This is a genomic window from Lysobacter sp. BMK333-48F3 (assembly GCF_019733395.1).
Lineage (GTDB): Bacteria > Pseudomonadota > Gammaproteobacteria > Xanthomonadales > Xanthomonadaceae > Lysobacter.
Map to the genome: position 1 here is coordinate 3,254,792 of NZ_JAIHOO010000001.1, position 21,737 is coordinate 3,276,528.

Below are 21,737 nucleotides of genomic sequence, written 5' to 3' on the forward strand. Positions count from 1 at the left end.
CCCGGGCGGCCGCGGGCGTTTGCGCGGTGCGGCGAGGGGCTATGCTCGGCGCATGGACCAGACCCGCGACGCTCCCGATCCCGCGCTGAGCCACGTCGTCGGCGCGACCGCGCCAGCGCTGCTGGACGAAACCATCGGCGCGATGCTCGCCCGCATCGCCGCCGCCTGGCCCAAGCGCGAAGCGCTGGTGGTGCCGCCGCAGCACCTGCGCCTGAGCTGGCGCGCGTTCGACGCCGCGACGACCCGGCTCGCCGCCGGCCTGCTCAGGCTCGGCCTGGCGCCCGGCGACCGGATCGGGGTGTGGTCGCTCAACCGCGCCGAATGGGTATTGCTGCAGTTCGCCAGCGCGCGCGCCGGGCTGATCCTGGTCAACATCAATCCGGCGTATCGCACTCACGAGCTGGAATACGCCTTGAACCTGGTCGGCTGCCGCGCGCTGGTGATCGTGCCTTCGTTCAAGAGCTCGAACTACCTGGACATGCTGCGCGAACTGGCGCCGGAGCTCGGCCGCCACCCGCCCGGCCTGCTGCGCGCGCGGCGCCTGCCGGACTTGCGCCACGTACTGATCATGGGTGCGGGCGAGCCGCCGCCGGGCGCGCACGCCTTCGATGCGGTCGCCGCCTGCGACGACCCGGCCGCGCACGCGTTGCTGCGCAGCCTGAGCGAGCAGCTGTCGCCGGACGACCCGATCAACATCCAGTTCACCTCCGGCACCACCGGCGCGCCCAAGGGCGCGACCCTGACCCACCGCAACATCGTCAACAACGGCTTCTTCGTCGGGCAGGCGATGCGGCTGAGCGAGCGCGACCGGCTGTGCATCCCGGTGCCGTTCTATCACTGCTTCGGCATGGTCCTGGGCAATATGGCCTGCGCCACCCACGGCGCCTGCATGGTGATTCCGGGCGAAGGCTTCGATCCCCTGATCACCCTGCAGACGGTCGCCGCCGAGCATTGCACCGGCCTGCACGGCGTGCCGACCATGTTCATCGCCCAGCTGCAGCACCCGCGTTTCGCCGAGTTCGACCTGAGCAGCCTGCGCACCGGCATCATGGCCGGCGCCAACTGCCCGATCGAGGTGATGAAGCAGGTGGTCGGGCGCATGCACATGGAGCAGGTGACCATCGCCTACGGCATGACCGAGACCAGCCCGGTCAGCTTCCAGACCGTGCCCGACGACCCGCTGCAGCGGCGCGTGGACTCGGTCGGCCGGGTCCACCCGCATGTGGAAGTGCGGATCGTCGACGAGCGCGGCGCCACTGTGCCGCGCGGCCAGGTCGGCGAGCTGCTGACCCGCGGTTACTCGGTGATGCAGGGCTATTGGGGCGATCCGCGCCGCACCGCCGAGGCGGTCGACGGCGAGGGCTGGATGCATACCGGCGACCAGGCCACGATCGACGCCGACGGCTATTGCCGCATCGTCGGCCGGCTCAAGGACATGCTGATCCGGGGCGGCGAGAACGTGTATCCGCGCGAAGTCGAGGAATTCCTCTACACCCATCCGGCGATCGCCGATGTGCAGGTGTTCGGCGTGCCCGACGAGAAGTTCGGCGAGGAAGTCTGCGCCTGGGTCCGCCTGGCCGAAGGCGCCGCGCTCGATGCCGAAGCCCTGCGCGGCTTCTGCCAGGGGCGCATCGCCCACTACAAGATTCCGCGCTACGTCGAATTCGTCGACGCTTTGCCGATGACGATCAGCGGCAAGCCGCAGAAGTACCTGATGCGCGAGCGGATGGTCGAGCTGTTGGCGCGGCGCCCCGGCGCGGGCTGAGCCGGGCGCAGGCGCGCCTCGCCGCGGACCGGTCGGCTTACGACGCCAGCAGCTTCAGCGCGATCCCCAACCCGGCCATGTCCTGCGGTTCGCCCTCCAGGTCGGCGCGGATCAGCGGCCGCGACTCCAGCCAGCGCCTGGACACGGTCAGGGTCAGGGTGCCGCCGTCGGCGTGAGCGTCGAGCTGCGGGATCGGATCGGACTCGTGGGCGCGGTGCAGCAGCACCGCCAGGCGCAGCAGAGCCGAGCTGCGCCGGACCGCGGCGAGCAGGCGGTCGGGCAGGGCCTCGAAGGCGGACTTGGGAATGCCGCGGCGGTGGGTGCGCACTAGCGCGGCGAGGAATTGCTGCTGCTGGCGCGAGAAGCCGGAGATGTCCGAATTCTCGATCACGTAGGAGCTGTGCACGTGGTACTGGCTGTGGGCGATGGCCAGGCCGAGCTCGTGCAGGCGCGCGGCGCGCTGCAGCATCAGCCGGTCGTCGGCGTCCAGGCTCCAGCCCTTGGCGACCTGGTCGAACAGTCGCATCAGGGTCGCCTCGACCCGCGCCGACTGCTGCTCGTCGATGCCGTAGCGCTTGACCAGGGCCGCGACCGCCGCGTCGCGCGGATCGTCGGCGCCGCCGCGGCCGAGCATGTCGTACAGCACGCCCTCGCGCATCGCCGCCTTGCTGACCGCCATGCGCTGCAGGCCGAGCACGTTGAACGCGGCCTCCAGGATCAGGATGCCGCCGGCGATGATCGGCCGGCGGTCGGCCGACAGGCCGGGCAGGTCGATGGCCTCGATGCGCTCGGCCTGGAGCAGGCGCTCGCGCAGCTGCGGCAGGGCTTCGGCGGTGACCGCGCCCTTGGTCAGCTTCATCGCCGCGCAGATCTCGCCGATCGCCTTGTTGGTGCCGGACGAGCCCAGCGCCTCGTGCCAGCCCAGCGCGCGGTAGGTGCCGGCGAACTGCTGGAACTCGGCCGAGACTTCGTTCAGCGCGTCGCGCCATTTCTTCTTCGACAGCTTGCCGTTTTCGAAGAAGCGGCGGGTGCTGGCGACGCAGCCGACCTGCAGGCTCTCGCGCTCGATCGCCTCGAAGCCGCTGCCGACGATGCATTCGGTGGAGCCGCCGCCGATGTCGATCACCAGCCGGCGCTCGCCGGGCTTGGACGGCTGAGCGTGGGCCACGCCGAGGTAGATCAGGCGCGCCTCTTCGCGGCCGGAAACGACTTCGATGGCGTGGCCCAGGGCCGATTCGGCAGGCATCAGGAAGGCCTGCGGCGCGGCCAGGCGGCGCACGGTATTGGTCGCGATCGCGCGCACCCGCTGCGGCGGCACGTCGCGGATGCGCTGGCCGAAGCGCGACAGGCAATCCAGCGCGCGCTGGCGCACTTCCGGCGCCAGGCCGCCCTTGCGGTCCAGGCCTTCGGCCAGGCGCACGGTCTCGCGCAGGCGGTCGACGGTGCGCAACTGGCCCAGCACGTAACGCGCGACCACCATGTGGAAACTGTTCGACCCCAGGTCGACGGCGGCGAGCAGGTCGCCGTCCTGGAGCGGCAGGCGGGTGGTCGGGAACAGGTTATTCATGGCGCGGAATTTTCGACTATCCGCACAGTTTGGCCAACAGGGTGGCCTGGGCCGAGTGCGGCATCGCGCCGTCCTCGGGCGCCACCCGCTGGTAGCGCCCGTCGGCGCCGAGCTGCCAGGCGTTGAGGTTGTCGTTCAAGTAATTGGCCAGCGCCTCCTCATAGACCCGCGCGCGCAGGTCCGAATCCAGGATCGGAAAACCGGTTTCGACCCGGCGCAGCAGGTTGCGCTCCAGCCAGTCGGCGCTGGAGCAGAACAGGTCCGGGGCGCCGTCGTTGGCGAACCAGTAGACCCGGTGGTGTTCGAGGAAGCGGCCGACGATCGAGCGCACCCGGATGTTGTCGGACACGCCTTCCACGCCCGGGCGCAGGGTGCAGGCGCCGCGCACGATCAAGTCGATCTGGACCCCGGCCTGCGAGGCCTGGTACAGGGCGCGGATCACCTGCGGCTCGTTCAAGGCGTTCATCTTGGCCACGATCCGCGCCGGCTTGCCGGCGCGGGCGTGCTTGGTCTCGCGATCGATCCGCTTGAGCACCCCTGCGTGCAGGGTGAACGGCGATTGCAGCAGGCACTTGAGCTTCAGCGACGGCGCCAGGCCGGACAGCTGCTGGAAGATCAGGTGCACGTCGTTGCCGATGTCCGGGTCGGCGGTGATCAGGCCGAAGTCGGTGTAGGCGCGCGCGGTGCCGCTGTGGTAGTTGCCGGTGCCCAGGTGCACGTAGCGTTTGAGCTTGCGGCCCTCGCGGCGCACGATCAGCAGCATCTTGGCGTGGGTCTTGTAGCCGACCACGCCGTACACCACCTGCACCCCGGCCTCCTGCAGCCGGTCGGCTAGGCCCAGGTTGGCCTCCTCGTCGAAGCGCGCGCGCAGTTCGACCACCACGGTGACGTCCTTGCCGTTGCGCGCGGCCTGGACCAGCTGCTCGACGATCGGCGAATCCTTGCCGGCGCGGTACAGGGTCTGCTTGATCGCCAGCACGTTCGGGTCTTCGGCGGCCTGGCGGATCAGCTCCAGCACCGGCGCGAACGAATCGAAGGGGTGGTGCAGCAGCAGGTCGCCGTCGGCGACGGTATCGAAAATGCTGTCGATGCCGGCCGGCACGCGCTGCTGGTAGGAGGGGAACTTCAGCTCCGGGCGCTGCACCAGATCGTAGACCTGGATCACCCGGTTGAGGTTGACCGGGCCGTTGATGCGGTAGACCGCGTTCTCGGGCAGGTCGAAGTTCTCCAGCAGGGTGCGCACGATCGGCTTGGGGCACTGCTCGGCGATCTCCAGCCGCACCGCGCGCAGGTAGCCGCGGCCGATCAGCTCGTCGCGCAGGGCCAGGGCGATGTTGTCGACCTCTTCCTCGTCGACCAGCAGCTCGGAGTTGCGGGTGACCCGGAACTGGTAGGCGCCCTTGACCTCCATGCCCGGGAACAGCTCGTCGACGAAGGTCGACAGCACCGAGGACAGGAATACGAAGTCGTGCTTGCCGCCGGACACGTTCTCTGGCAGCTGGATGATCCGCGGCAGCGAGCGCGGCGCGCGCACGATGGCCAGGTTGCCGGCGCGGCCGAACGCGTCCTTGCCCTTGAGCACGACGACGATGTTGAGCGACTTGTTGAGGATCTTCGGGAACGGATGCGCCGGGTCCAGCCCCAGCGGCGACAGCACCGGCATGATCTCGTCGCGGAAATAGGCGCGCAGCCAGCGGGTCTGGCGCGCGTTCCAGGAATTGCGGCCGAGCACGCGCACGCCGGCGTCCGACAGCGCCGGGCGCAGCACCTCGTTCCAGCATTCGTACTGGGCCTTGACCAGCTCGGCGGCGCGCTCGTGGATGTGCGAGAGCACGGTCTGCGGCGCCAGCCCGTCCGGGCCCGGCGCCAGGCCGAGGTCCTGGGCGTGGCGCAGGGTGCCGGCGCGGATCTCGAAGAACTCGTCGAGATTGGTGCAGGAGATGCACAGGTACTTCAGCCGCTCCAGCAGCGGCACCTGCGGGTCCTGGGCCTGGGCCAGGACGCGGAAGTTGAAGTCCAGCTGCGACAGCTCGCGGTTGAAGTACAGCGCGCTGTCGCGCAGCGGGTCGGTGTCCAGCGGTGTTTCCGTCATCGCGTTCATGGCGCTACAGCGGCGGTCCTAGGGCAGTGCTTCGGGAAGAGTATCGGAATAGCCGTCGTAGGCGTCGCGACGGCGCAGCCGGTCGGCGCCGAAATGGCAGGCGAAGGTGCTGCCGCGGCCGACTTCGCTGGCGATTTCCAGCCGCGCCTGGTGCAGGTTCAGCACGTGCTTGACGATCGACAGGCCCAGGCCGGTGCCGCCGCTTTCGCGCGAGCGGCTGGTGGACACGCGATAGAAACGCTCGGTGATCCGCGGCAGGTGCGCGGCGGGAATGCCGTAGCCGCTGTCGACCACCTCCAGCACCGCGCCGCGCGCCAGGCCGTCGCTTTCGGGACGGAAGCGGATGCGGATGGTGCCGCCGGCCGGGGTGTAGCGGATCGCGTTGCTGACCAGGTTGGAAAAGGCGCTGTGCAGTTCCTTGTTGGAGCCGAACAGGTCGACCCCGGCCAGGTCGTCCATCGCGATCTCGTGCCGGCCTTGGCTCAGGGCGTTGGCCTCGCGCCTCAGCGTGGCCAGCATCGAGGCCATCGCCACGGTCTCCTCGCCGGCCAGCCCGTCCTGCGATTCCAGCCGCGACAGGGTCAGCAGGTCCTCGACCAGTTGGGTCATGCGCTGCGACTGGCGCTGCATTTCGGCCAGCATCGGCGCCCAGTCCGGGTGCTCTTCCGGATCGAGCATGTCCAGGTAGCCGTGGACCACGGTCAGCGGGGTGCGCAGCTCGTGCGAGACGTTGGCGACGAAGTCGCGGCGCATCTGCTCCAGCTGCAGCAACCGGCTGACGTCGCGCGCGACCAGCAGCCACAGGTTCTCCGAATACGGGATCAGGCGCAGGCTCAGGGTGATCGCCGGATTCCACGGCGAGGCCGCTTCCAGCGGCTCGGCGTTGCGCCCGGAGGCCAGCCAGTGCGCCAGTTGCAGCGGCTGCAGGCGCTGCACCACCGGCGCGCCGATGTCGCGCGGATAGCGCAGCCCGAACAGGCCGTTGGCGGCTTCGTTGAACCATTGGATGCGCTGGCTGTTGCGCTCGACCACCACGATCGCGTCGGGCATCGCCGCCGCGGCCGCGCGGTAGGCGCGCAGCATTTCGATCAGGCGGCGCTTGCGCCCGCGCATCTCGGCCTGGCTGCGGTGGAGCAGGCGGTCCAGTTCGTTCCAGATCCCTTCGCCCAGCGGCGGGGTCAGGCGCTGGCGCGCGGTCAGCCGGATCAGCACCCGGCGCAGACGCCAGTAATGCCAGGCGACCACGCCCAGGGCGGCGGCGGTGACCACCGGCCAGGGATGGCCGATCAGAACGCCGAGTACGGCCGCAGCGACCAGGATCAGCGCGAGCTGACCCAGGGTGCGGAACCAGGCGGAGCGTGCGCGGGGCGGCATACCCCCAGCTTACGCGGCGAGCGAAGCGGAAAAACGATACCCGGCGCCACGAACGGTCTGGACCATGCCATCCAGGCGGTGCGGCTCCAGGGTCTTGCGCAGTCGGCGGATGTGCACGTCGACGGTGCGCTCCTCGACGTAGACGCTGCCGCCCCAGACGTGGTCGAGCAGTTGGGTGCGCGAGTAGACCCGCTCGGGGTGGGTCATGAAGAAATGCAGCAGCCGGTACTCGGTCGGGCCGATCTGCACCGGCTGGTCGCCGCCGTCGGCCTGGGCGAACACCCGGTGCGCGGCGCCGTCGATGCGCAGCGGGCCGACGCCGACGCTGCCGTCCTCGTCGTCCTCGCGCGAGCGGCGCAGCACCGCGCGGATCCGCGCCAGCAGTTCGCGCGCCGAGAACGGCTTGACCACGTAGTCGTCGACCCCGGCCTCGAGCCCGCCGACCCGGTCGTTCTCTTCGCCGCGGGCGGTGAGCATGATGATCGGGATCTCGCGGGTCAGCGATTCCTTGCGCCAGCGCCGGGCCAGCTCCAGGCCGCTGGTGCCGGGCAGCATCCAGTCGAGCAGGATCAGGTCCGGCACCCGGTCGGCGATCGCCGCCTGGGCCTCGCGGGCGTCGCCGGCATGGACCGGCTCGTACTCGCCCTTGCGCAGGGCGAAGGACACCATGTCGCGGATGGCGGGTTCGTCTTCGACTATCAGGATGCGCTTCTGCACACGGTCACCGGGGGAGGCTGGGGAGGGCCTTGAAACCGCGTCAGTACACTACCGTTTTATGACTGCTCCGTGACATGGGACGGGCGGTCTTGAGCGGACTGTGATCGCCAGCGTCGCCGCCGCGGCGCGGAGGGAAACCCCCGGGGGGTGGGGCTTGCGCGGATCAGGCGCCAGTTTCGCCGGCGATGACGGCGCGATCGGCGACGCTCGAGTTTGGCCGCCAGATGACATGGGCATGGCAGTCGGCCGCGCGCCGGCGCGGCCGCCGGCGGCAGGGCGCCGCGCAGGGAGGCCGGTTACTGGCGCCGCAGGTCCTCGTCGCGCACGCCCTGGCGGCGCAGTTCCAGCACGGTCGGGGTGATCGCGGCGATGCGCGCCTCGATCCGGGCGCGGGCGTAGTAGTCCAGGTCGGGCTTGCGCTTGAGGTTGTTGAGCTGGACCAGGGCCTGTTCCGGCCGGCCGCGCAGGTAGGCGGCCTCGGCATAGGCCTCGCCGGCGCGGATCGCGTCGCCGGCGATCTCGCAGGCGCGGGCGTAGGTCTGCTGCAGCAGCGGGTCTTCGCCGCCGCCGCCGAGCAGGGGCCGCAGCACCGCCTGGGCGCGTTGGCCGGCGGCCGGCGTATTGCGGTCGGTCAGGACCTTGGCGTAGCCCAGGGCGACGGCGCGGTTGTTCGGGGTCTGCCGCAGCAGGGCCTCGAAGCGGGCGTCGGCGGCCGCGGTCTGGCCGGCCTGGGCCTGCGCCTCGGCCAGGGCCAGGCTCAGCCACATTTGCCCGGGGTGCTTGCGCAGCAGCGTCTCCAGCGCCGGCACCGCGGCGCCGGGCTGATTGCTGCGCATCTGCGCCAGGGCCATGCCGTAGCGCTGGGCGTCGCTCTGGGTGCCCAGGCGTTCGTATTCGCGCACCGCGTCGCGCGGCGAATTGGCGCTGAGCACGCGGATCCGCTCGCGGGCGAAATCGAACACGCCGGTGCCGCCCGCGGTCAGGGCCTGGTCGCTGATCCGGATGCCGCTGGGCAGCAGCGGGTTGTCGCTGCTGTCGGGCAGGCTGAAGGGCGTCTTGGGAATGCGCTCGACCCGGGTCGCGTCCGGCGTGGCGGTGATCGCGGTGACGCTGTTCTTGGCCGCGATCTGCTCGGCGCGCTCCTTGGCCTCGCTGATCCGGGTGGTGGTGACCGGGTGGGTCATCAGATAGTCCGGCGTCTCGCCGTACCAGTTGGCCTTGTTGCTGCGCGAGACCAGCTGCATGCGGGCGAAGAAATCGGCCATCGCGGTGGTGTCGTAGTGGCTGCGCGACAGGGTCTGGATGCCGATCCGGTCGGCCTCGGACTCGTTGGAGCGGGTGTAGTTGATCTGCCTTTGCTGCATCAGGCCCATGCCGGAGCTGACCGCGGCCATGGTCGCGTCGTCGCTGGAATTGCCGCCGGCGGCCTGGGCGGCGACGATCGCGCCGAGCATCGCCAGCAGGATCGGCAACTGGTCGCGCTGGGCGCGTTCGACCCCGCGCAGCACGTGCTGTTGGGTGACGTGGGCGATTTCGTGCGACAGCACCGCGGCGACTTCGTCCTCGCGCTCGGCGGTCAGGACCAGGCCGGAGTTGACCCCGATATAGCCGCCGAGGGTGGCGAAGGCGTTGATCTGGCGCTCGCGCAGCATGAAGAAATTGAACGGCTGGCGCGGCTTGTCGCTGTTGGCGGCCAGGCGCGTGCCCAGCATCTCCACCCAACTGTCGACCAGCGGGTCTTCGAGCAGGTAATCGTAATGGCGCAACTGGGCCAGCATCATCGCGCCGTACTGGCGCTGCTTGGCCGGGGTCAGCAGTTCGCCGGCCGAGGAACCGATGTCCGGCAGCTTGGATTCCTGCGCGTCGGCGCAGAGGCTGCCGAGGGCGAGGGTGACGGCGGCGGTGAGCAGGGCGATGCGGCGCAAGCGGTGGTCCTCGGGCCGGCGGGGCCGGTCGGCTGGGTGCGGCGACGCGGCTGGAGTACGCGCGCAGCGGATGCATGGCAGGATGCCGCCCGGATCGGCGGACGGCGTGAACACGGTGTTAACTTCGGCGCCTCGTCTTCGGTGCGTTCACCCTGGGATCGGTAGCGTCGGCAAGCCGGCATCCGATCGAAGACGGCCGCGGCGGTTGCGCGCGGCCGGTATCCTTCTTGCAGACGCCTTGTTCCGGACGCCGGCGTATCGAATGCCGGTGGAGTGCGTTCCGCCGGCGAACTTTAAACTCGCCGGGTCTGCGCCCATGTTTCGAGCGCAAGCCTTCGACCGCAAGCGCACCCCAGAGTTCAGGCAGGAGAAACCGTTTTGAGCGACACCGCCCCCAGCACGCCCGAAATCCTCATCTACACCACCGCGATCTGCCCCTACTGCGTCGCCGCCAAGAACTTCCTCAAGAGCAAAGGCCAGCAGTGGACCGAGGTCCGGATCGACCTGGAGCCGGGCGAGCGCGAGAAGATGGTCGCCCGCACCCAGCGCACCAGTGTGCCGCAGATCTTCATCGGCCAGACCCATGTCGGCGGTTACGACGACATGATCGCGCTGCACCGCGCCGGCGGCCTGGAGCCGTTGCTGGCGGGGTGAGCGAGCGCGCCCAGGCGGCACCGCCGCCTGCGCTCGCGAACGCCCGGCCAGGGATGGCCGGGCCGGACGATCCGGAGCCGGCCAAGTCGCGCCAGGGACGGCATGCGCGGCGGTTCATTCTCCGCGCCCAGCCCCTCTATGCCATAGCTTCTTATCCAAGCTTCTTACCCAAGGACCCCGCGTGAGCCATCCCCCCGCCGACGACGCCGCCTCGTCGCAGCAAGACCGAGTCGCCGAATTCACCGCGTTCCGCAAGCGCATGAACGAACGCATCCTGGCCGAACCCAACCAGGTCGTGCGCCGCTTCTTCGCCCTCGACACCCAGACCTACCAGGCCGGTGCGCTGGACGTGAAGACCAAGGAGCTGCTGGGCCTGGTCGCCTCGCTGGTGCTGCGATGCGACGACTGCATCAGCTACCACGTCGCCCAGTGCAAGGAAGCGGGGGTGAACCGCGACGAAATGTTCGAGACCTTCTCGGTCGGCCTGGTGGTCGGCGGCTCGATCGTGATCCCGCATCTGCGCCGCGCGGTCGATTTCCTCGACCGGCTCGAACAGGGCGAGGCCCAGGCCCCGGCCGGCCACGACCACGGCTGAATCCCCTGTAGGAGCGGCGTAAGCCGCGACCCCGAAGCCCGGTGCCTCCGTTTTGCGACGGCGGGACCGGGTTTTCGCGTCTTGAGAGGCCGCGAGACTGGCGCCATGCCGCAGGGCGGCCGCCTGCGCGGTCGCGACTTGTGACCGGAGGAGATCCCTGTGGGGCGCCGCTCCTACCCTTTGGCGAGCGCCCGAAGCCGCCCGGCTTGGCCGAATCGGGCCGCTGGGGGCGAAACCGGCCATCCGACCTTGGTCCAGTACGGCCGCGAATGCAGGGCGGGACGGCTTCCGGCATAATTGTGCGGTTAACACTTTCGTTTCGTGCGCCGCGCCACAGCGCCGCGCGCCCTACCGCTGGAAGAACCTTTCTCATGACGCAAACGATTACGGTCATCCGTGGCGACGGCATCGGCCCCGAGATCATGGACGCGACCTTGCACGTGCTCGACGCGATGAACGTCGGCCTGTCCTACGAGTTCGCCGACGCCGGCCTGGTTGCGCTGGAAAAGCACGGCGAGCTGCTGCCGCAAGCCACCATGGATTCGATCCGCAAGAACCGCATCGCGCTGAAGAGCCCGCTGACCACCCCGGTCGGCGAGGGCTTCAGCTCGATCAACGTCGAGCTGCGCAAGCGCTTCGACCTGTACGCCAACGTGCGTCCGGCCAAGTCGTTCCCGAACACCAAGTCGCGCTTCCCCTCGGGCGTGGACCTGATCACCGTGCGCGAGAACACCGAAGGCGCGTACATCGGCGAAGGCCAGTCGCTGTCGGAAGACGGCGAAGTCGCGACCCTGACCCAGAAGATCACCCGTCGCGGTTCCGATCGCATCGTCCGCTACGCCTTCGACCTGGCCCGCAAGACCGGCCGCAAGAAGGTCACCGTGGTGCACAAGGCCAACATCCTGAAGTCGACCTCGGGCCTGTTCCTGAAGACCGCGCGCGAAGTGGCGCAGCAGTATCCGGACATCCAGTGCAACGAGATGATCGTCGACAACACCTGCATGCAGCTGGTGATGCGTCCGGAGCAGTTCGACATCATCGTCACCACCAACCTGTTCGGCGACATCATCTCCGACCTGTGCGCCGGCCTGGTCGGCGGCCTGGGCCTGGCCCCGGGCGCGAACATCGGCACCGACGCGGCGATCTTCGAGGCTGTGCACGGCTCGGCGCCGGACATCGCTGGCAAGGGCATCGCCAACCCCTGCGCGCTGCTGCTCGGCGCGGCGCAGATGCTCGATCACCTGGGCCAGCCGGACAAGGCGACCAAGCTGCGCGACGCCATCGTCGCCACCCTGGAAGCCAAGGATTCGCTGACCCCGGACCTGGGCGGCGAAGCCGACACCCTGACCTTCGCCAAGGCCATCGCCCGCCGCGCCGCGGCCTGAGCGACACCGCCCGCTGCGATCGACGACGGGGCGCCTTCGGGCGCCCCGTTCGTTTTTGCGGCGCGCCGCACGCCTGCGCGCGGCCCGCGGCGCTAGGCTCCTGCGGCGAGATTCCGGCAGGTCGCCGTCGACTGCCCGAAGGGGCCGCGCGCGCATTCAAGCCCGTCACCGCTGGGGAGCGGCGGCGGCCCCGCATCCCGGCGGTCAGGTTCGCATCGAGGAACGACATGAAGATCAGGAAGATGAAGGGCAAGGCCTTGGCGTTGCTGGCGATCGCGCTGATGGCGGCGGCCGGCACCGTCGCCGCGATCCCGCCGCGCAGCACCTGCACCGCGGAAAACCAGGGCCAGCGGGTCAAGGAATACGGCGCCAACGGCACCTCGCGCATCTACCAGTGCGAAGACGGGGTGTGGTTGCTGTATGCGATCTGCGATTACCGCGGCTGCGTCATCGTGATCTGAGCGATCGCGGCATGAGACCGGCAGGACGCCGTCGACTGCCGAGCGCGCCGCCAGGCGCGCCACGGGCGCCGCATCGCGACGCGCCTTTCCGGCGGCACCTTGTATGCATTGAGGCATCCATGAAGATCAGGACGATGAAGGGCAAGGCGATCGCATTCGTGGCGATCGTGTTGATGAGCGCCGCCGGTACCGTCGCCGCGATTCCGGCGCCGGGCACCTGCACCGCGGAAAACCAGGGCCAGCGGGTCACCGAACGCTCCTGGGACGGCAGCTCGCGGATCTATCTGTGCGACGAAGGCGTGTGGCAGACCTACGCGATCTGCGACCGCTACGGCCGCTGCGTCATCGTGATCTGAGCCCTCGCGCCGGCGCTCCGGGCCGTCTGCAACACGGCGGCCCGGCGCCGGCCGGCCAACGCGATATCGACGGGGCGCCTGCGGGCGCCCCGTTTTCGTTGGCCGCCGCCCTCATCCGCCCTGCGGGCACCTTCTCGGCTCTGCACTTCCTGCGGTCGCCGCAAGCGGGAGAAGGGAAGAGCAGAAGCGATGTAGGGGGGCGGCTGGCAGAAGGGGAGAGGACCGCCGCGTATCGCCCCCTCTCCCGCTTGCGGGAGAGGGCTGGGGTGAGGGTGGGGCGAAAGCCTCCAGGCCAGGCTAAAGCCCTGGGCCGACACCAAACCCCAATCCCCAATCCCCAATCCCGAATCCCGAATCCCGAATCCCGAATCCCGAATCCCAGCTTTCCACCCCCGGCACTCGACATTCGTGATGCTGCGCTGCAAAATCGCCCAGTTTTCTATTCCATTCGGATGAAGAGATGAATGATCCGTCCCGCCCCGGCGCGCCCCTCTCGCCGAGCGCGCTGGCGCTGAGCCCGCTGCTGGTGTTCCTGGCCCTGTTCTTCGGCGCCGGGCTGTACTTCACCGCGCACGGCGATGCGATGGGCTTCTATCAGCTGCACGCGCCGGTGGCGATCCTGCCGGCGCTGGCGCTGGCCGCCTTCATCGCCTGGCGGCGCGGGATCAAGCCGCTGGACACCCTGCTGCAGGGCATGGGCGACCACAACGTGGTGCTGATGTGCCTGATCTTCCTGCTCGCCGGCGGCTTCGTCGAAGTGTCCAAGGCGATCGGCGCGGTCGACGCGATCGTCGCGCTCGGGGTCGGCAACGTGCATCCGGCGCTGCTGCTGCCGGCGCTGTTCGTGGTCGCCGGCTTCATCTCGATGTCGCTGGGCACTTCGATGGGCACGATCGCCGCGGTCGCGCCCATCGCGTTGGGCGTGTCCGACGCCTCCGGCCTAGACCGCGCCCTGGTGCTGGGCGCGGTGATCGGCGGCGCCACCTTCGGCGACAACCTGTCGGTGATCTCCGATACCGCGATCGTCGCCAGCCGCACCCAGGGCTGCACCATGCGCGAGAAGTTCCGCGAGAACTTCAAGCTGGCCCTGCCGGCGGCGCTGGCGACCCTGGTGCTGCTCGGTTTCCTCGGCGAGACCGCGCCGGTGGAAACGCCGGATCCGGTCTCGCCGTGGCTGATCCTGCCCTATCTGATCGTGCTCGGCCTGGCCATCGCCGGGATCGACGTGATCATCGTGCTGAGCCTGGGCCTGGTGGTGGCCGGCCTGTTCGGCGTGTTCTTCGCCGAGGACTTCGGTTTCGCCGCCTACACCAGCCATATCTGGGACGGCTTCGAGAGCATGGTCGAGATCACCCTGCTGTCCTTGCTGGTCGGCGGCCTGGGCGCGCTGATGAAGGCGGCCGGCGGGCTGGCCTGGTTGGCCCAGGTGATCGGCAAGTTCGCCCGTGGCCACCGCAGCCGCCGCGCCGGCGAGATCAGCATCGCCGCGCTGTCGGCGACCACCGACGTGTTCACCGCCAACAACACGGTCGCGATCCTGATCAGCGGCGGCCTGGCCCGCGACGTCGCCCAGCAGCACGGCGTGCCGCCGGCGCGCGCGGCCAGCGTGCTCGACATCTTCGCCTGCGTGACCCAGGGCGTGCTGCCCTACGGCGCGCAGATCCTGCTCGCCGCGTCGCTGAGCAAGGTCTCGCCGCTGCAACTGGTCGGCAACGTCCACTACAGCTGGCTGCTCGGCGGGATCACCCTGGTGGCGATGCTGTGGCCTGCGCGCAAGCGCGCGGCCGAGGCGGCGGCGGGCTGAGCGCGCTGGCGCGCCAGGCGCAGCGCGCGAGCGATTCGCCCCAACCCGGCCGACCGTCTGCGTGGGGACGGGCAATAGGCAAGGACCGCGCCGATCGCCTGCGGCGCTGACCCGGTTCGCTGCCGCCGCCGGTTCCGGCCCGGCCGGGGTTCAGTCCTGCTTGCGCCCTGGCGCGTCGATCAGCAAGGCCTGGCCCGGCTTGAGCACGGCCTTGGGACTCAGGCCGTTGCGCTGCAGCAGGTCGGCGACGCGGATCCGGTAGCGCTTGGCGATGGTCCAGGCATTGTCGCCGCGGCCGACGGTATGGCGGCGGCCGGCGCCGGGCTCGCCCGGCGGCGCGGCGTCGGCTGAGGTACGGGTGAGCGGGGCGTCGGCGGCGGAGCCTTCGATGGCGCTGGCCGGGCTCGAGGGCAGCGCGCCTTCGGCCACGGCCACCTCGGCCGCGACCGGCCCGGGCGAGCCGATCGCCGGCTTGGCCACCGCCAGCAACGGCGCGCGCTTGCCGCCGGCGCGGGCGATGCGGCCGTCGCGGAAGGCCGGGTTCAGGCGCAGCAGCCGGGCCGGGTCCTGGTCGGTGCGCGCGGCCCACTCGCCGATGCTGTCGACGTCGGCCGGCACCTGCACCGCCTCCAGCCGCGGCACCGGGCGGTCCAGCGCGGCCAGCCACTCGTCGCGGTCGTCGGCCTGTTCCATCAGGCAGGACAGGGCGTGCAGCTTGCGCACATAGGCGGTGGTGATCTCGGACAGGCCGCTGAGGCTGTCGTGGCGGGTCTGGGCGATCGGCGTGCCGGCGCGCCGGACCGCGTTGAGCACCCGGTACTCGCCGGCGTTGTAGGCCATCACCGTCAGCCGCCAGTCGCCGCCGAACATGCCGTGCAAGGTCTTGAGGTAGCGCACCGCGGCCTGGGTCGACTCGACCGGCGACAGGCGGCCGTCGTAGCCCTCGCGGATCGGCACGCGATGGTTGCGCGCGGTCATCGCGATCATCTGCCACAGCCCGGCCGGGCCGGCGGCGCTGCGCGCGCCGGGGCGGTAGCCGCTTTCGACGAACGGAATCAGCGCGTACTCGGTCGGCAGGCTGGCCTCGCGCAGCGCGTCGACCACGTAGCCGAACAGCGGCAGCAGGTCGTCGTCGGAACGGGCCAGGCGCTTGGGCGCGGTGGCGAAGTGCTGGCGCCAGCGGCTGCTGACCCCGGGCTCGCAGCTCGGGTCGGCCAGGCCCTCGCGGAAGCGGCGGTAGATCTCGCGGCCGTTGCGGGTGCTGGCGGCGGCCTCGTCGGCGGCGGGCTCGGCCGCAGCCGCCGGCGCGGCGCCGAGGGCGAGCGCGCAGGCCAGGGCCGCGCCCAGGGCGAGCCGGCGGACGCCGTGCGAGGCGGCCGCGTTCACGCCTGGAACCCGTCTTTCCAGCGCCGCAATTCGGCGAAGGCTTCTACCTCGTCGGCCGGCGCGCGGCCGAGCCGGGCGGTCAGCGAACGCAGCACCGCGGCTTCGCGGCTGCGCAGGAAGGGGTTGGTCGCGCGCTCCTCGGCGAGCGAGCTGGGAACCGAGGGGCGTCCGGCGTTGCGCATGGTCTGGGCCTGTTCGATGCGGCGCCGCAGCGCCGGATTGTCGGGTTCGACCACGCGCGCGAAGGCGGCGTTGGCCAGGGTGTATTCGTGTCCGCAACAGACCCGGGTGTCGTCCGGCAGGGCGGCCAGCCGGGTCAGCGAGCTCAGCATCTGCGCGGCGGTACCTTCGAACAAGCGGCCGCAGCCCAGGCTGAACAAGGTGTCGCCGCTGAACAGCAGGCGCTGCCCGTCGCTGCCGCTGCGGTCCAGGTAATAGGCGACGTGGCTGCGGGTGTGGCCGGGCACGGCCAGGACCTGCAGGGTCCAGCCGGCGACATGGACCCGAACCCCGTCGTCGACCCGCACCGTGGCCTGGTCGATGCGTTCGTCGTCGGGAGCGAACACCGGCAGGCCGGGCCAGCGCTCGCACAGCGCGGCGGTGCCGCCGATGTGGTCGTTGTGGTGGTGGGTCAGCAGGACCCCGACCGGGCGCAGGCCGTTGGCGGCCGCGGCCAGCACCGGCGCGGCGTCGCCCGGATCGACGATCAGCGCGGTCTCGTCGTCGCTGCCGCACAGGGCCCAGATGTAGTTGTCGCTGAGGGCGGGCAGGGCGAGCAGCCGCATCGTCGGTCTCCTGGCGGACGCCGGCGGCGCGCCGTCGGCGTGGGCGGGTGGCTGGGCTGGTCCGGCCGGCGCCGCAGGCGCACAGTCCGGGCGAGCGCCCGCCGCGGTCGGGGCCGGCCCAGGGCCGGCCGCCGGTCGGTACGCGGGGAGGGCGGCTCGTCGCCGCCGGCGATGGCCGGACCACGCCGGCGTAACCGCGATCTGCGACCATGGCGGCGAACTCCGGCTCCGTCCGGGCGCCGCTTTCGGCGCCGCCGACGGTCCCCGCCAGTTCCGCCCCGTCCCTGCGAGACGCGACCATGCCCGCCCTGTCCCACGGCCGTCAACCCGAAGTCGACCCCGCCGGCGCCCTGCGCTGGTTCGGCGAGGTCGCTGGGCAAGGCCTGCTCGAGGTCGAGGCGGCGGCGATGAGCCGGGTCCTGGCGGCCAGTCCGGCCTTGCCCTGGGCCTGGTTCGGGTTGCCCGCGGCGTCGGCGCCGGGCGGGCGCGGGGTGGCCCTGCGCCGCAGCCGCTACGGCTTCGACGGCGCGGTCCGCTGCCGGCTGCCGCTGCCGCTGGCCAGCGAGGCCTTCGGCGCGGTCCTGCTGCAGCACGTGTTCGACGACGGCGCCGACCCGCGGCCGTTGCTGAGCGAATGCGCGCGGATCCTGGCCCCGGGCGGGCGGCTGTGGCTGGCGACCCTGAACCCCTGGAGCCCCTACCGGCTGCGCTGGGCGCGTAGCGGCCTGATCGCCCGCGACGCCGGCCACTGGCAGGCGATGCTGCGCAGCTCGGGCTTTTCCTCCGATGCGGTCAGCCTGCAATGGCTGGGGCCGCGCTGGCGGGTCGCCCACGGCGACGCCGGGGTGGCCGCGGCCGATGTGTTCCGCGCCGGAGTCGCGCTGACCCTGACCAAGCGCGTGCATGCGGCGATTCCGCCGCCGCGGCTGCAGGTGCTGCGCTGGCAGGGCAGCGGCGGATTGATTCCGCGCGCCCAGCGCGGCTCGACCCGGGGCGCGCAACGGCGATAATGTCCGGCTGCCGTTCAAGAGAAACCGCTGCGTGAGCCAAACCAGTCCGGGCGCCGACAAGCTCGTGGAAATCAACACCGACGGCGCCTGCCTCGGCAACCCCGGCCCCGGCGGCTGGGCCGCGCTGCTGCGCTACAAGGGGCGCGAGCGCGAGCTGTCCGGCGGCGAGCCGGACACCACCAACAACCGCATGGAGCTGATGGGCGCGATCATGGGCCTGGAAGCGCTCAACGAACCGTGCAAGGTGGTGCTGACCACCGACTCGCAGTACGTGCGCCAGGGCATCACCCAGTGGATCAACAACTGGGTGCGCAAGGGCTGGAAGACCGCCGGCGGCGACCCGGTCAAGAACCGCGACCTGTGGGAGCGCCTGCACGCCGCGAGCCTGCGCCATTCGATCGAGTGGAAGTGGGTCAAGGGCCATTCCGGCGACCCGGACAACGAGCGCGTGGACACGCTGGCGCGGGTGCAGGCGGAGCGGCTGCGGCCCTACCGACCGTAATGCATCAACGAGCGAAGACCGGGAGCGGCGCAGAGCAACCTCGCACGCGACGAGGTCGCCTAGTGCCGAGCAACCTCGCACGCGACGAGGCCGCCTAGTGCCGAGCAACCTCGCACGCGACGAGGTCGCCTGGCGACGAGCAACCTCCCGCACGCTCGCTCCCGGCATCTGAGACAATCCCCCCATGCGCCAAATCATCCTGGACACCGAAACCACCGGCCTGAGCTGGGAGCGCGGCAACCGCGTGGTCGAAATCGGCTGCGTCGAGTTCGTCGAGCGCCGCCCGACCGGCCGCACCTATCACCAGTACATCAAGCCCGATTGCGAGTTCGAGGCCGGCGCGCAGGAAGTCACCGGCCTGTCGCTGGAGCGGCTGGCCAACGAACCGCGCATGGAAGCGGTGGTCGAGGAGTTCCTGGCCTTCATCCAGGGCGCCGAGCTGATCATCCACAACGCGGCCTTCGACGTCGGCTTCCTCAACAACGAGCTGTCGATCTGCGGCGCCCAGTACGGCAAGCTCGGCGACCACGTCAGCAACATCGAGGACTCGCTGCTGCTGGCGCGGCAGCGCTTCCCCGGCCAGCGCAATTCGCTGGACGCGCTGTGCAAGCGGCTGGGCGTGGACAACTCGCACCGCCAGCTGCACGGCGCGCTGCTCGACGCCCAGATCCTCGGCGAGGTCTACATCGCCCTGACCTCGGGCCAGGAAGAGATCGGCTTCGGCGACACTGCGGTGGCGGCGCAGGACGCCCAGGTCAGCCTCCAGGTCGACCTCGGCGCGGCGCGGCCGCGGGTGGTGGTGCACGCCGACGAACTGGCCGCGCACCGCGCGCGGCTGGAAAAGCTGCGCAAGAAGGCCGGCAAGTGCGTGTGGGACCAGGTCCTGCCGGAACCGGCGCTGGAAGCGGCCGAGGCCTGAGCGCGCGAGCCGCGCACGCAAAGCGCGCGCCGGTCCGCGGCGCGGCTTTGGAAATGTTTGGAATTTCTTGGTTCTTCGGGCGCTCGTCTAAAAACGCCCGTCGGCCGGGCCGGCGCGGCTCAGTGGCTGCGCACCAGCACCACGGTGACGTTGTCCGAACCGCCGCCGTCCAGGGCCGCGGCGACCAGCGAATCGACGCATTCCTGCGCGCTGCAATCGTTGTGCGCCAGCACCCGGGCGATGCTGCGGTCGTCGACCTCTTCGGTCAGGCCGTCGCTGCACAGCAGCAACTGCATGCCCGAGCGCAGTTCGCCGGTCATGGTCTCGACGTTGAGATTGCGCGGGTCGGTCACTCCCAGCGCCTGGGTCACCACGTTGCGGTGCGGATGGCTGCGCGCCTGTTCGTGGGTGATCGCGCCGTTGGCGATCAGCTCCTGGACGTAGCTGTGGTCCTGCGAGAGCTGGGCCAGATGGCCGTCGCGCCACAGGTAGACCCGGCTGTCGCCGACCCAGGCCACTTCGAAGCGGTTGCCGGCGATGCGCGCGGCGACCACGGTGGTGCCCATCGGCAGGGCTTCGTTGCGCCGCCGCGACATGCGGATGATCTCTTCGTCGGCGATCCGGATCGCCTGCGCCAGCGCGGTGCCGTTGCGCACTTCGCGCACGATCACCTCGCGCGCCAGCGCGCTGGCGACCTCGCCGTATTCGTGGCCGCCCATGCCGTCGGCGACCAGCCACAGCCCGAGTTCGCTGTCACCGTAGTAGGTGTCTTCGTTGAGTTCGCGGCGCAGGCCGACGTGCGTGAGGTGTCCGAATTCGATCATCTGCCGGTCGTGCCGTTCGCGTCCGTCGTGTGCGCCAATGCAATGAACGGAATCATCGCGGTCCAGCGGCCGCGTAGCAAGAAAGCGTGATCCCTGCACGGCTTCATGCACGAGGGTGGATGAAGGCCGTGTATGCGTTCGATAACGTGGCCCGGCTGCAGGCGTGAGTCGCGTGCCTGCAAGCGGGGTAGCCGGCAGCCTGGCCCGCGCCGGCCGAACCGGCGATGAAGCCCGCCTCGCTGCCGGACTGGCCGCACGCTCGCGTGGACGAGCGTGTCGCCGGGACCGGCGCCGGAAAACAAAACGGGCCCCGAGGGGCCCGTCGTGTTGCGTATCTGGCGGAGAGGGGGGGATTCGAACCCCCGGTACGCTATAAACGTACGCCTGATTTCGAGTCAGGTACAATCAACCGCTCTGCCACCTCTCCGGGTGCGTGCGAGCCGAGAATGATACGGGGTGCCGCGCCCGCCGACAAGCGCTTCGTGCCGGGCCGCCCGGCGACCCGGATCGTCGCGGGCTACACTAGCCGCCCCTACGCTGACGAACGGCTGCGCGACATGTCCGAAATCCTGGTTCCGGTGTCCTTTGGCGAACTGCTCGACAAGATCGCGATCCTGCAGATCAAGTCCGAGCGCATGAGCGACGAGGCCAAGCTGGCCAACGTGCGCAACGAGCTGACCGCGCTGGAGAAGACCTGGATGGCGCACCCGGCCGCCGGCCACGACATCGTCCGCCTGCGCGCCGACCTCAAGGCGGTCAACGAGCGCCTGTGGGTGATCGAGGACGACATCCGGATCAAGGAAAAGCGCCAGGAATTCGACGCCGAGTTCATCCGCCTGGCGCGCTCGGTCTACGTCGAGAACGACGAGCGCGCGCGGGTCAAGAAGCAGATCAACATCGCCCTGGGCTCGACCTACGTCGAAGAGAAGTCCTACCAGGACTACGGCAGCGGCCCGATCGGCTGAGCGCCGCGCCGCGGGCCGCGCCCGCGGCTCAGTGGCGGCGCGGATCCAGCGCCGCCTCGTACAGGCGTTGCTGCAGGCTGGCCGGATGAGTGGCCGCGTCCGGCCAAGCCGGCTCGCTGCGGCCGCGGGTCGGCGCGGCGATCCCGAGCCCGGCGAACAGGCGGGCGAAATCGCCCGCCGCGGCCGGGTCGGCGCGGCCGAGTTCGCCGAGCAGGGCCTCGATCAGGTGCCGGCCCGGCAACAGTTGGAAGCGCCCCCGGGCCTCGAGCTTGACGATCGGCGCCTCGTGCAGCGAGCGCTGCTCCGGGCCGTGCCAATAGCCGATCACCTCGCCCTCGTCGTTCTCGATCACGAAGCTGATGTAGGCGCTGACGCCCTCGATCGCGGCGCAGCGCGCGCGCACCATCGGATCGGCCAGGTCGGCGCGGCTCAGATAGCCCTCCGGGTCGAGCAGGGCGGGCTGGTAGTCGTGATCGATCACCGTGCAGCCCAGTTCGGCGAGCAACTGCAGCAACGGCGGATGCTGGCGCCGCCACAGGCGCAGCAGCGCCTCCAGGTCGGCGGGCAGGGAACCGGGCGGCGGCGCGTGGAAACCGGCGTAGGCGGCCGAAGCCATGGGCAGCGTCTCGTTGGGGACGGTTC

The 21,737-nt window shown here is 70.5% G+C and carries 20 protein-coding genes and 1 tRNA gene; 11 read left to right on the plus strand and 10 right to left on the minus strand.

Annotation, left to right across the window (positions count from 1 at the left end; genetic code table 11):
• Positions 1-52: 52 nt before the first annotated feature.
• The gene (locus K4L06_RS13930) at positions 53-1,765 is read left to right on the plus strand and encodes an AMP-binding protein (RefSeq protein ID WP_221671936.1); all 1,713 of its coding nucleotides are present in this window, start codon (positions 53-55) and stop codon (positions 1,763-1,765) included.
• Between the two features lie 37 nt (positions 1,766-1,802).
• On the opposite strand, the gene ppx is transcribed toward K4L06_RS13930, so the two are convergent.
• The 5 genes from ppx to K4L06_RS13955 form a co-directional block, all read right to left on the minus strand.
• Positions 1,803-3,332: an exopolyphosphatase gene (gene ppx / locus K4L06_RS13935; protein ID WP_221671937.1), complete on the minus strand. Its 1,530-nt coding sequence runs from the start codon at positions 3,330-3,332 to the stop codon at positions 1,803-1,805.
• A gap of 16 nt (positions 3,333-3,348) precedes the next feature.
• Positions 3,349-5,433, minus strand: coding sequence for a polyphosphate kinase 1 (ppk1, locus tag K4L06_RS13940; protein WP_221671938.1), 2,085 nt, complete (start codon positions 5,431-5,433; stop codon positions 3,349-3,351).
• 18 nt (positions 5,434-5,451) lie between these two features.
• Entirely contained in the window at positions 5,452-6,807 is a 1,356-nt protein-coding gene (phoR, locus tag K4L06_RS13945; protein ID WP_221671939.1) for a phosphate regulon sensor histidine kinase PhoR, read from the minus strand.
• A 9-nt stretch (positions 6,808-6,816) separates the two neighbouring features.
• Positions 6,817-7,524, minus strand: a complete 708-nt coding sequence (gene phoB, locus K4L06_RS13950; protein ID WP_221671940.1) for a phosphate regulon transcriptional regulator PhoB — start codon at positions 7,522-7,524, stop codon at positions 6,817-6,819.
• A gap of 296 nt (positions 7,525-7,820) precedes the next feature.
• The gene (locus tag K4L06_RS13955) at positions 7,821-9,449 is read right to left on the minus strand and encodes a M48 family metalloprotease (RefSeq protein WP_221671941.1); all 1,629 of its coding nucleotides are present in this window, start codon (positions 9,447-9,449) and stop codon (positions 7,821-7,823) included.
• 378 nt (positions 9,450-9,827) lie between these two features.
• On the opposite strand from K4L06_RS13955, the gene grxC reads away from it, so the two are divergent.
• The 6 genes from grxC to K4L06_RS13985 all read left to right on the plus strand — a co-directional run bounded on the left by grxC (position 9,828) and on the right by K4L06_RS13985 (position 14,704).
• On the plus strand, positions 9,828-10,103 hold the full coding sequence (grxC, locus tag K4L06_RS13960) for a glutaredoxin 3 (RefSeq protein WP_221671942.1): 276 nt from the start codon (positions 9,828-9,830) through the stop codon (positions 10,101-10,103).
• Between the two features lie 259 nt (positions 10,104-10,362).
• A complete protein-coding gene (locus tag K4L06_RS13965; RefSeq protein ID WP_255595643.1) occupies positions 10,363-10,698 on the plus strand; it encodes a carboxymuconolactone decarboxylase family protein in 336 nt (111 codons plus the stop codon).
• A 371-nt stretch (positions 10,699-11,069) separates the two neighbouring features.
• Positions 11,070-12,083 (plus strand): isocitrate dehydrogenase, encoded by a 1,014-nt coding sequence (locus K4L06_RS13970; RefSeq protein ID WP_221671944.1) that lies wholly within the window; start codon positions 11,070-11,072, stop codon positions 12,081-12,083.
• A gap of 227 nt (positions 12,084-12,310) precedes the next feature.
• Positions 12,311-12,544 carry a hypothetical protein gene (locus K4L06_RS13975; protein ID WP_221671945.1) on the plus strand — a complete coding sequence of 78 codons (234 nt, stop codon included), beginning with the start codon at positions 12,311-12,313 and terminating at the stop codon, positions 12,542-12,544.
• Between the two features lie 119 nt (positions 12,545-12,663).
• Positions 12,664-12,900 (plus strand): hypothetical protein, encoded by a 237-nt coding sequence (locus K4L06_RS13980; protein ID WP_221671946.1) that lies wholly within the window; start codon positions 12,664-12,666, stop codon positions 12,898-12,900.
• A gap of 460 nt (positions 12,901-13,360) precedes the next feature.
• Positions 13,361-14,704, plus strand: a complete 1,344-nt coding sequence (locus tag K4L06_RS13985; protein WP_221671947.1) for a Na+/H+ antiporter NhaC family protein — start codon at positions 13,361-13,363, stop codon at positions 14,702-14,704.
• Between the two features lie 150 nt (positions 14,705-14,854).
• Here the strand turns inward: K4L06_RS13985 and K4L06_RS22735 are convergent, their stop codons facing one another.
• Together K4L06_RS22735 and gloB are read right to left on the minus strand one after the other, a co-directional pair.
• Complete coding sequence (locus K4L06_RS22735; protein ID WP_221671948.1) at positions 14,855-16,090, minus strand: lytic transglycosylase domain-containing protein; 1,236 nt, start codon at positions 16,088-16,090, stop codon at positions 14,855-14,857.
• Positions 16,087-16,875 carry a hydroxyacylglutathione hydrolase gene (gene gloB, locus K4L06_RS13995; RefSeq protein ID WP_221671949.1) on the minus strand — a complete coding sequence of 263 codons (789 nt, stop codon included), beginning with the start codon at positions 16,873-16,875 and terminating at the stop codon, positions 16,087-16,089. Before gloB ends, K4L06_RS22735 begins: the two co-directional genes overlap by 4 nt.
• A 299-nt stretch (positions 16,876-17,174) precedes the next feature.
• Here gloB and K4L06_RS14000 point away from each other — a divergent pair, with 299 nt between their 5' ends.
• The 3 genes from K4L06_RS14000 (at position 17,175) to dnaQ (ending at position 19,306) form a co-directional block, all read left to right on the plus strand.
• The gene (locus K4L06_RS14000) at positions 17,175-17,885 is read left to right on the plus strand and encodes a methyltransferase domain-containing protein (protein WP_221671950.1); all 711 of its coding nucleotides are present in this window, start codon (positions 17,175-17,177) and stop codon (positions 17,883-17,885) included.
• A 31-nt stretch (positions 17,886-17,916) separates the two neighbouring features.
• The gene (gene rnhA, locus K4L06_RS14005) at positions 17,917-18,387 is read left to right on the plus strand and encodes a ribonuclease HI (protein WP_343225760.1); all 471 of its coding nucleotides are present in this window, start codon (positions 17,917-17,919) and stop codon (positions 18,385-18,387) included.
• A gap of 184 nt (positions 18,388-18,571) precedes the next feature.
• Positions 18,572-19,306, plus strand: a complete 735-nt coding sequence (gene dnaQ, locus K4L06_RS14010; protein WP_221671951.1) for a DNA polymerase III subunit epsilon — start codon at positions 18,572-18,574, stop codon at positions 19,304-19,306.
• Between the two features lie 119 nt (positions 19,307-19,425).
• On the opposite strand, the gene K4L06_RS14015 is transcribed toward dnaQ, so the two are convergent.
• Positions 19,426-20,130 (minus strand): PP2C family serine/threonine-protein phosphatase, encoded by a 705-nt coding sequence (locus K4L06_RS14015; RefSeq protein ID WP_064746225.1) that lies wholly within the window; start codon positions 20,128-20,130, stop codon positions 19,426-19,428.
• Between the two features lie 336 nt (positions 20,131-20,466).
• Positions 20,467-20,557 (minus strand) — tRNA-Ser (locus K4L06_RS14020).
• A 130-nt stretch (positions 20,558-20,687) separates the two neighbouring features.
• Here K4L06_RS14020 and K4L06_RS14025 point away from each other — a divergent pair.
• Positions 20,688-21,095, plus strand: a complete 408-nt coding sequence (locus tag K4L06_RS14025; protein WP_221671952.1) for a DUF6165 family protein — start codon at positions 20,688-20,690, stop codon at positions 21,093-21,095.
• A gap of 28 nt (positions 21,096-21,123) precedes the next feature.
• On the opposite strand, the gene K4L06_RS14030 is transcribed toward K4L06_RS14025, so the two are convergent.
• Positions 21,124-21,711 carry a hypothetical protein gene (locus tag K4L06_RS14030; RefSeq protein ID WP_221671953.1) on the minus strand — a complete coding sequence of 196 codons (588 nt, stop codon included), beginning with the start codon at positions 21,709-21,711 and terminating at the stop codon, positions 21,124-21,126.
• Positions 21,712-21,737: the final 26 nt, after the last annotated feature.